7 protein-coding genes are annotated in these 10,153 nt (G+C 46.4%); 4 read left to right on the top strand and 3 right to left on the bottom strand.

Going from position 1 to position 10,153, the window contains the following annotated elements; translation table 11 throughout:
- Positions 1-158: 158 nt before the first annotated feature.
- Positions 159-1,874, bottom strand: coding sequence for a cation acetate symporter (locus FTV12_RS10880; protein WP_180034026.1), 1,716 nt, complete (start codon positions 1,872-1,874; stop codon positions 159-161).
- A gap of 1 nt (position 1,875) precedes the next feature.
- Positions 1,876-2,208: a DUF485 domain-containing protein gene (locus FTV12_RS10875; protein WP_004781535.1), complete on the bottom strand. Its 333-nt coding sequence runs from the start codon at positions 2,206-2,208 to the stop codon at positions 1,876-1,878.
- Between the two features lie 182 nt (positions 2,209-2,390).
- Here FTV12_RS10875 and FTV12_RS10870 point away from each other — a divergent pair, with 182 nt between their 5' ends.
- Complete coding sequence (locus FTV12_RS10870) at positions 2,391-5,882, top strand: PAS domain-containing hybrid sensor histidine kinase/response regulator (RefSeq protein WP_159123807.1); 3,492 nt, start codon at positions 2,391-2,393, stop codon at positions 5,880-5,882.
- Between the two features lie 417 nt (positions 5,883-6,299).
- Complete coding sequence (locus FTV12_RS10865; RefSeq protein ID WP_159123806.1) at positions 6,300-7,067, top strand: hypothetical protein; 768 nt, start codon at positions 6,300-6,302, stop codon at positions 7,065-7,067.
- 67 nt (positions 7,068-7,134) lie between these two features.
- On the opposite strand, the gene FTV12_RS10860 is transcribed toward FTV12_RS10865, so the two are convergent.
- On the bottom strand, positions 7,135-7,785 hold the full coding sequence (locus FTV12_RS10860; RefSeq protein ID WP_004781530.1) for a response regulator transcription factor: 651 nt from the start codon (positions 7,783-7,785) through the stop codon (positions 7,135-7,137).
- 373 nt (positions 7,786-8,158) lie between these two features.
- On the opposite strand from FTV12_RS10860, the gene msuE reads away from it, so the two are divergent.
- Both msuE and sfnG read left to right on the top strand, forming a co-directional pair.
- Positions 8,159-8,893 (top strand): FMN reductase, encoded by a 735-nt coding sequence (gene msuE, locus FTV12_RS10855; RefSeq protein WP_180002606.1) that lies wholly within the window; start codon positions 8,159-8,161, stop codon positions 8,891-8,893.
- A gap of 28 nt (positions 8,894-8,921) precedes the next feature.
- Positions 8,922-10,046, top strand: coding sequence for a dimethylsulfone monooxygenase SfnG (gene sfnG / locus FTV12_RS10850; protein ID WP_180034025.1), 1,125 nt, complete (start codon positions 8,922-8,924; stop codon positions 10,044-10,046).
- The last annotated feature ends 107 nt before the right edge of the window (positions 10,047-10,153 follow it).

The raw sequence follows: 10,153 nt of genomic DNA, 5'->3' as shown, positions 1-10,153 counted from the left end.
TAATGGAAAAATCTAAAAGGTATGTTTTACCGAAAAAAAGAAGTAGAAACTACCCACGAGTTGTGAAAGGGAAACCACAGAAATACCCAAAAAAATGCCAGTCAATCTCTTAACTGACTGGCATTACCCATCAGGAGGCTTTTTTAGGACATCAGATCTTAGTGATCAGATGCACCTGAGATTCCAATACCTGTTTGTGAGCGAACAAACTGTGCATCGAAAGCTTTGCGTTCTGTCTGTGCTTTCACTGAGCGGTCTGTGATGGAGAAGAACCAGCAGCAGAAGAAAGACAATGGCATTGCAAATAATGCAGGACCATTAAATGGAACGACTGGTGTATCTGAAATCGCGAAAGTATCTACCCAAACTGCTTTAGACAGTATGATCAGTACTACTGCAGTCACCAAACCAACCACGCCACCAATGACAGCACCACGTGTGGTCAGGCCTTTCCAGAACATAGACAGAACCAGTACCGGGAAGTTGGCACATGCGGCTACCGAGAATGCCAGACCCACCATGAAGGCAACGTTTTGCTTCTCGAACAGGATTCCCAGAATCATCGCAAAGATAGCAAGACCAAGAGTTGCAATTTTAGACATGCGCAGTTCAGATTCAGGTGTAGTACGGCCTTTCTTGAATACGTTTGCATACAAGTCATGTGAAATTGCTGAAGCACCTGACAAGGTCAAACCTGCAACTACCGCAAGAATGGTTGCGAATGCCACTGCAGAAATGAAGCCCATGAACAGGTCACCACCCACAGCATCTGCCAGGTGAACCGCGGCCATGTTGTTACCGCCCACCAGCTCTAGCTTGCCTGTGATTGCCATTTTTGCAATGTCCAGGAACTGCGGGTTGTTCGCTACGTATAGAATCGCACCGAAACCGATAATGAAGGTTAACAGGTAGAAGTAACCGATAAAGCCTGTTGCAACCACCACTGATTTACGTGCTTCTTTGGCATCTTTTACTGTAAAGAAACGCATCAGGATATGTGGCAGACCTGCTGTACCAAACATCAGCGCCAGACCAAGAGAAATCGCATCGACCGGATTCGAAGCGAGATTACCCGGACCCATAATCTTGGTTGCATCTGCAAGGCTCAAGTCATGTACTTTAGAGTAAACCTGAATCGATTGTTCAAACATATTGGTAAAGCTGAAACCTACGCCCTTCATTACCATGAAAGCCATAAATGTCGCACCAGACAACAGCATTACTGCTTTAATGATCTGTACCCAAGTGGTCGCTAGCATGCCACCGAAGATTACGTAAGCCATCATCAACAGGCCAACAATCACCACAGCAATATTGTAGTTCAGACCGAAGAGTAACTTGATCAACTGACCTGCACCTACCATCTGTGCGATCAGGTAAAACGCAACCACAACCAGTGAACTTAATGCAGCTAGAGTACGCACCGGTTTTTCTTCCAAACGGAACGACACTACATCAGACAGGTTAAATTTACCCAGGTTACGCAAACGTTCTGCCACCAGGAATAAAACGATTGGCCAACCCACCATAAAGCCTAGTGAGTACAGCAATCCGTCAAAACCGGACAGGAATACCATCGCGGAAATACCGAGGAAAGATGCTGCAGACATGAAGTCACCAGCAATGGCCAGACCGTTCTGGAAGCCAGAAATCCCGCCGCCGGCAGTATAGAAATCATTAGTATTTGTGGTTTGTTTGGCAGCCCATTTGGTAATAAATAAGGTTGCTCCAACGAAAATCACAAACATGATAATCGCGTGCCAGTTGGTCGCTTGCTGCTCCGCAGCACCCAGATCTGGTCCAGCAAATGCCATTGCCGAGCTGAGCAAGGTCAGCGCTGCAGCAGCAAGCGCTTGATATGAAATCCCTTTCATCTTAGTGTTGCCCCTTTTCTTTTGTAATCGCTTCCACTTCCTGAATTGCTTCTCTGTTCAGCTGATCAAGTTTGTTATTGGCAATGTAGGAATACACCCAGCACAATATAAAAGACAAAATAATGATACCGATACCTAGAGGTACACCCCAGGTCGTTACACCGCCAGAAATTGAAGACAATAGAAATTCTTTGTTGTAGCCAACAAGCAACATGAAACCGACATAGACAAATAGCATGATGCCGGTTAAGGTCCAGCTCAGCGTACTTTTTCTACGTACCATTTCTTTGAATTTGGGATTCTGTAGAATTCTTTCTACTTGGGCCTCATCCATAGTTACACTCCTGTAGCCCCACCATGGGCTTACTATTTTTTAATTCGAATTATCACTGTTGCAAAATAACAACATTTAGAATGACTTGTAATTTAGACTTTGGTCGTTAAAAAATGATCAATTTAAACTGCTGAGTGCATGATGCGGTATCATAGCGTCATGCACAGTACACATCAGGCTATATGAACAGTTGGCTCATCATAGGGGTGCTCGCCCTCTATATCACTTTACTCTTTACTTGCGCTTTCTATGGGGAAAAACATGCCAGCCGGCTCAGTACCCGTGGCCGTATGCTATTGTTTAGTTTAACTTTAGGCGTCTATTGTTCTTCCTGGACATTTTATGGCGCGACTGGCGCTGCAGTTCGTGAAGGAATTATTTTCCTGCCGATCTATCTTGGTCCCCTGCTCTTTGTCGCGATTGGTTACGATATCTGGCGCCGTCTGGGACGGGTACGCCAGCATCATGCCATTTCATCGATCGCCGACTTCGTCGCTGCACGTTATGGTAAGAGTGGGCCTCTGGCTTCGCTGGTCACCATTCTGGCGGTGATTGCCATCATTCCCTATCTGGCTTTGCAGTTACGTGCAATTGCTTTAAGTGCCGCAGTAATTCTGGAACCGTCCGCAGGGATTGCCAGTACGACTAATAGCGTACTGTTCCTGACCGGCGTCCTGGCAATCCTGGCAATGATTTTCGGTACCCGGCAGATTGCCAACACCGAACAGCATGGCGGTCTGATGCTGGCTGTCGCCTTTGAGTCTTTTGTTAAGTTATTTGCCTTGCTGGCCGTAGCCTGTTTCTTTATTTTTGAAGCACCAGAAAATCTGCCTCAGATCAGTAGCGATATTCAGTCAACCTTCCATGATGTACAGCTGTTTGGCGTACCGGAAAGTTTCTGGGTACAGACCCTGTTGGCTGCACTGGCGATTATCTGCTTGCCACGTCAATTCCACGTAGCAGTGGTTGAATTACGGGATGAAAAACATATCCGTGGTGCACGTCGCTGGTTTGCCATTTATCTGATTCTGACCACACTGGCAATTATCCCGATTGCCAGCTGGGCACTGCATGCGGCTCCCCAATATTTAGCGATTCCAGATGTCGCGGTACTGTCTTTACCGCTTAGCTATAATCAGGACTGGCTGACCTTATTGGCCTTCTTAGGCGGTTTCTCGGCTTCCACCGGCATGCTGCTGGTATCTTCAGTCGCCCTGTCGATCATGCTAAGTAATGACCTGATCATGCCGGCGCTCTGGCGCTTAAACCTGATCTCACGGCATGACAAGCGTTTGCCACTGGTACTCAAATTTACCCGCCGGATCTGTATCCTAGCCGTGATGTTGATGGGCTTTCTGTTCTTCAACTTTTTTAATGATATTGACCAGCTCTCAGTCTTTGGTCTGCTGGCCTTTAGTGCCGTGGCACAATTCGCCCCTGCCCTGATTGGTGGTCTGTATTGGCGTGGCGGGAGTAAGCAAGGTGTATATGCTGGCCTGCTGACCGGTTTCGCTTTATGGTCGTATACCCTGCTATTACCAACGATTTTGCGCAGCCTGCCAGAAGCCTATCAGCAGTTCAGCCAGAGTTTTCTGGAACAGGGTCCTTTGGGCTGGAACTGGTTACGTCCTGAAGCCCTGATCGGTTTCGAATCTTTTGATCCTTTAACGCATGGTGTGGTCTGGGCACTAGGTCTGAACACATTCCTATATATCTGGGTTTCCCGGATGTTCCGTCCAAGTGTGGCTGAACAGATTCAGGCGGAAAGTTTCTTCTACTATGAAACCAAGCCGCTTCCTTCTCAAAGTCCATCTACTGATGTCAGCTACTCGCATCAGGATGTGGCCCGTTTAAAAGTTGGTGACCTGATTACGCTGGCCAAGCGCATTACCGGTGAAGGTCCAACCATGCAGGCCTTCCAGCAGTTCTGTGCTCAAAATAGTGTGGAACTGAATGAAAATAGCAGTGCCAATGGCATGTGGTGGCGTTTTACCGAGCAGTATCTGGCCGGTACCATTGGTGCAGCCTCGGCACGTACCCTGCTGACTACCGCGATGGTGAATAATGGCCTGGCCCTCGGTCAGGTGGCGAATATTCTGGATCAGGCCTCACAATGGCAGCGTTTTAACCAGAACCTGATCATGACCATGATCGACCATATGACCCAAGGGGTGAGTGTGGTTGATGAAAATATGTGTCTGGTCGCCTGGAACAACCAATACCTGAAACTGTTCGACTATCCAAAAGATATTGTTTATGTCGGCTGTCCAATCGCTGACCTAATCCGTTATAACGCTGAACGCGGTGAATGTGGTCCGGGCTCGGTCGAAGAACATGTGCGTAAACGGATTCACTGGATGCAGGTCGGCAGTGCGCATGAATTTGAACGGATCCGTAAAGATGGCCGCGTGATTCAGATGCGGGGTAACCCAATTGAAGGCGGTGGTTTCGTGACGACCTTTGCCGATATTACTGCCTTCCGTGAAAATGAAGCATTACTGGAAGCCCGGGTTCAGGATCGTACCCAGCAGCTCGCTGATGCCCTGTCTGAACAGCAACTGGCGCGTGAACAAGCCGACAAAGCCAATATGTCCAAGAGCCGCTTTATTGCTGCCGCCAGTCATGACCTGTTACAGCCAATGCATGCTGCACGTCTGTTCAGTACGGCGCTGGAGCAAAGTGTACAAAGCGAAGAAGATCGCAAGACCCTGCAGCAACTGGATCGTGCCCTGCATGGGGCAGAAAGCATGCTCTCAGCTCTGCTGGATATTGCCCGACTGGAGGGCGGTACGATTCAGCCGAAACGCCAGGCTTATCCACTGCATGATTTATTAAGTGATCTGGAACTGCAATTCAAATCCATTGCGGCACAACGTGGCATCAAACTGCGAGTGCATGATGCCCAGTTCTGGATTGACACCGATCCACAATGGATTCGCCGGATTATCCAGAACTTTGTCAGCAATGCCCTACGTTATACCGCCAAAGGTAAGGTCGTGGTCGGTGTACTGCGTTCTAGCAACCGGCCAAATCATATCCGGATCGGGGTTTGGGATACCGGTCCCGGTATTGCTGAAGAACAGCGGATCAAGCTGTTCCAGGAATTCGAGCGATGTGGCCATACTTCGCCTTGGGGTGAACAGGGTCTGGGGCTTGGTCTCGCCATCGTGCAACGTATGACTGGTCTATTGGATTATCCAGTTCATGTTTCTTCCGAGCTGGGCAAAGGTTCCTGCTTCATGATTGAAGTGCCACTGACCGCAGCACCGAAAGTCGTTGCCGCCCCTGTTCAGGCTGTGCCGTTGAAGTCCAAGGCCTTTAAGATTCTATGTCTGGACAATGATGAAACCATTCTGGAAGGCATGTCGACCTTATTGACCAAATGGGGTTATCAGGTCTTTAAAGCCACCGAACCAGAACAGGCCGCCGAGATGATTCAGCAGGAAAATATTCAGGTCTGGCTGGTCGATCAGCATTTAAACCAGGACAAGATCGGTCTGGACTTTATTCTGGAACATCGTAGTAGTGATATTCCGGTGGCATTGATTACCGCAGATTCTGATCCGGAACTGCCACAGCGCCTGAAGGATTTAAATATTGTCCTGCTGAAAAAACCGTTGAAGCCTGCTTCACTCCGTTCCTGGTTATCCGGTCTGAAAATCTCGGGCAGCTAGAACTTTTTATTTTCATCTCAATGCCCATTTTAATGATTTAAGATGGGCATTTTTTATACTGAATAAATACCTATCTTTACCTGACTGGCAAAAAAAATTGGCCAATGTGCCAAAAGCACCAAATTTCACATAATTCTTGCTGATAAATTGCTCAAAATTATCATTTCAGCATTCTCTATGGCAAAAGCCACCAAATCTATTAATATACATGTGTACACCTAGTTACAATTATTTAAGTTGCTGTTTTAAATTAATTTTTAATCCTATTTTATGGCAGATAGAACTTTGGTCGTATTTTTAATACAACAGGCTTAGTTCTAAAAATAGACAATATAAGAAGCGATCAGTTTCCATCTGACAATGCCTAAATCCTTTTGGCAGCTGGTCTATTTGCACTGCTAGATAGGAGTTATAAAAATGAAACTCGATGAATCAATTGCTCAGCTTCCCGCACAGACTCAGCAATTCCATCGCCAATATGGTGCTAATGCCTTATTACCCAGCATCGACTGGGCGCAAATGTTTAAATACAGCAAACTCGACGATACCCAGATTCAGGCACTTGAAACCCTGTATCAGCATGCGGTTCCTTTAGCCCTGCAAGTTTTTGATGAACTGCATTTTGATGTCTTTGAACCTTATGCCTACAAACCGCAAGGTTTAGGTTTATTTGAACGTTTGGCTGAACAGGAAAACAAGCTGATTGAATCTCTGGAAGCAGAAGCTGAAGATTTACCTGTACAAACCCGTCATCAGATCTGGAGTATGCTGCTGCGTGGTGGTGCCGTACTGGTCTTTAAAGCGTGGCTCGGCAAAGTGAAAAATGAAGAAGATTGCCTGGATACCACCCAGTTTGATGAACTCTCTGACTTGCTCTTTATCAAAACCTGCCCGCATGAACTGGCAGAGCACCTACAGGTCGATCCGAATAGCACAGACGAGCATGTGTTCCTGATGTATGAAGATGAAGTTTATCTGGACCGTTTTAACAGTCTGGAAACTGCTGCCCTGTTTGTAGACTTGGGGGTTTATGATGCAACTTTCCTGAGTCTGCGTGATGACCGCGTGGCAGAATACCTGATCTCCAAAGGCTATGTCACTCAAGAACAGATTGATGAATTGCAGTCCGCATTGAATCCAATGTTCTGTACCGATGTCACCCAAAAACAGGATTATATTGCTTAATCTGGCAATATTCTCATAATAAAAAAGACCTCAATTGAGGTCTTTTTTATTTTGTAAGCTGTATCACTTACATTTTCTTTTCTTCAATATTCAAGGCATTAATAGCAAGCACCGCCTGGGTACGGTTTTGTACACCCAGCTTACGGAAGATTGCTGTTACGTGCGCTTTAATGGTGGCTTCTGAAACATCCAGTTCATAAGCAATCTGTTTGTTCAGCAAGCCTTCGGCCACCATCATCAAGACACGGAACTGTTGCGGTGTCAGTGACTGAATCCGTTCTGCCAATGCAGTTTCATCTGCAGCACGCGGATCGAAATTCATGTTGGCTGGCAGATTGGGTGGTAACCAGATTTCCCCTTCGAGGACTTCACGAATCGCTTCACCAATATGGCTTGGATGCGCAGATTTTGGAATATAGCCCATCGCACCATGTGCAATCGCACGCTGGATAATGCTGGCTTCTTCGTGAGCAGAAACGACAATAATTGGAATCGAAGGATATTGGGCGCGAACGTGGACCAGAGCAGAAAAGCCCGATGCACCTGGCAGGTTTAAATCCAGAAGGACAAGATCAGGCTCAGGACCATTTTCTAGACGTTCATAAAATTCATTGACTGCTGCAGTTTCATGAATCTGCGCTTGTGGCAGACTATAACGAACAGCTTGGATCAGAGCATGACGAAACAGTGGATGATCATCAACGATTAAAATATTCATAGGACGTGAGAGAGATCTTGTGCACAGTAGCTCCTATTCTAACCACACAAGCCAGTTTATGGATATGCAAGATCACCAATTTTTTAAATAATGTGGAGTTTTTCTTTAATTTTTTTAAATTTTGGCTTATTTCAATAATTCTTTAATTCTCATCACTTTTTTATATATGATTTATTCCTATTCTGCATAGCTTATCTCTATTCAATATAAATATAGTTATCAATCATTTATCCAGCTCTATCCGTTTCAGAAGCACATTTTCCGCTTATATAGAAAAATCAGATAACTTTTCAGCATTTCGTTATTTTACACCTACTGCGGCAATCGGGATTAATAGGGTCATTCCGAGCTTAACCATTTTTAGGTACTTCACATGTCCCATTTTTCCGAGCAAAAACCTTTAAACATCGTGGCTGTTTCTGGCGGCCTGAATCACCCATCTAAAACCGAAGCACTGGTTCAAGCCATTCTGGATGAACTGGGTGAAGCGACGCCAATCAATGTACATTTCATCAAGTTCAGTGAAATTGGCCAGCTTTTAGGTGGTGCAATTTACCGTAACCAGCTACCGCAACGCGTGCAGGATGATCTGGCAGCTGTTGAAGCAGCAGATGCCCTGATTGTCGGTACGCCTGTTTACCGCGCTTCATTTACGGGCTTGTTCAAGCATTTCTTTGACTTCGTAGAACAAACGGCGCTGGTAGATGTACCGGTTCTTTTAGCAGCTTCTGGTGGTAGTGACCGTCATGCGCTGGTTCTTGAACACCAATTACGCCCATTGTTCAGCTTCTTCCAGGCACAAACTCTGCCAATCGGGGTGTATGCCACAGATCGTGACTTTACGCCTGAATACACCATTCACAGCGAATTACTCCGTGCCCGTATTACCCTGGCAGTGGCTCGTGCCCTACCAATCCTTGAATGGGCGCCAGCAAAGGGGCAGCGTGCTGAGGTTATTAAAGAAAAATCTCAGCAAGCCAACCAGAACCTAGGCATCAACAAGCAAATCGAACAGGAAGAAGTTTTACCTTCAGCTGCAGTACCAAGTCTGGATGCCGCAGAATCCCGTTTGCACAGCAAGAAAGTGCCAAAGACTCAAGTGGCTTAATAGCCGCTTCATTCAGAGGGTAAGAATAATGTCTCAAGATAAAAATATTGTATTTGCTTACTGGGTTCCAAATGTCAGTGGCGGTCTGGTGGTCAGCGACATTGAACAGCGTACTGACTGGAGCTATGACTATAATGTCCGTCTGGCGCAAACTGCTGAGAAAGCAGGTTTTGACTATGCCCTGACCCAGATCCGTTTTACTGCGGGCTATAACGCTGAAAACCAGCATGAATCAGTGAGTTTCAGTCATGGCATCCTGGCGAAAACTGAACGTTTAAAAGTGATTGCCGCGATTTTGCCGGGCCCATGGAAGCCTGCGCTGGCAGCGAAGCAGCTGGCCACCATTGACCATCTCACCAATGGCCGGATTGCGATTAATGTCGTAAGTGGCTGGTTCCGTGGCGAGTTTGATGCAATTGGTGAAGAATGGCCGGAACATGACGAACGTTATGCACGTTCAGAAGAATTTATTCGCAGCCTGAAAGGGGTCTGGACCCAAAACAATTTTAGTTTTGATGGTAAATACTACCAGTTCCAAGACTATACCTTGAGTCCAAAACCGGTACAAAAACCGTATATTGAAATCTTCCAGGGGGGAAGTTCCCGGGCAGCACGCGATATGGCATCTCGCGTGTCTGACTGGTACTTCACCAATGGCAATACACCTAAAGAGCTGAAAAAACAGATCGATGATATTCGTGAAAAAGCCAAAGCGAACAACCACTCTGTGAAAATTGGCGTAAATGCATTTGTGATTGCACGTGATACCGAAGAGGAAGCGCAAGCAGTACTGCGAGAAATCGTGGCCAAGGCCAATGTTCAGGCGGTGAAATCTTTCGGTGAGGCAACGCGTGAAGCGGGCGCAGCCAGTAAAGAAGGTGAAGGTAACTGGGCCAAATCTACGTTTGAAGATCTGGTGCAATATAACGATGGCTTCCGTACCAACCTGATCGGTACGCCAGAGCAGATTGCGGAACGTATCATCGAACTGAAAAAAGTCGGTGTTGATCTGGTTCTTTCAGGCTTCCTGCACTTTATTGAAGAAGTGGAATACTTCGGTGAAAAAGTCTTGCCACTCGTGCGTGAACTCGAAACGCAGCAAGCTGAACAGCAACAAGAAGAACAAGAAGAACAAGAAGCTGAGCTCGTTTAAACTATAATAATGCTCAGCATAACGATTCATTCCCTCAAGGCTCGGCTTGAGGGATTTTTTTGTGCAACACAGTGTTCTCGGCATAGAGATAGCCGCCTGCTTCATTC

Origin of the sequence: Acinetobacter sp. YH12233 (assembly GCF_013417725.1) — a bacterium.
In the GTDB taxonomy this organism is placed as follows: Bacteria; Pseudomonadota; Gammaproteobacteria; order Pseudomonadales; family Moraxellaceae; genus Acinetobacter.
Note: the sequence above shows the minus strand (reverse complement) of the source record. Positions and strands in the feature narration are given on the sequence as shown.

What these genes read in the sequence shown, in the direction of transcription:
- FTV12_RS10870 (WP_159123807.1), top strand. Translation starts at nt 2,391, where the DNA reads ATGAACAGTTGGCTCATCATAGGGGTGCTCGCCCTCTATATCACTTTA.
- sfnG (WP_180034025.1), top strand. Translation starts at nt 8,922, where the DNA reads ATGTCTCAAGATAAAAATATTGTATTTGCTTACTGGGTTCCAAATGTC.
- FTV12_RS10880 (WP_180034026.1), bottom strand. Translation starts at nt 1,874, where the DNA reads ATGAAAGGGATTTCATATCAAGCGCTTGCTGCTGCAGCGCTGACCTTG.
- FTV12_RS10865 (WP_159123806.1), top strand. Translation starts at nt 6,300, where the DNA reads ATGAAACTCGATGAATCAATTGCTCAGCTTCCCGCACAGACTCAGCAA.
- FTV12_RS10875 (WP_004781535.1), bottom strand. Translation starts at nt 2,208, where the DNA reads ATGGATGAGGCCCAAGTAGAAAGAATTCTACAGAATCCCAAATTCAAA.
- FTV12_RS10860 (WP_004781530.1), bottom strand. Translation starts at nt 7,785, where the DNA reads ATGAATATTTTAATCGTTGATGATCATCCACTGTTTCGTCATGCTCTG.
- msuE (WP_180002606.1), top strand. Translation starts at nt 8,159, where the DNA reads ATGTCCCATTTTTCCGAGCAAAAACCTTTAAACATCGTGGCTGTTTCT.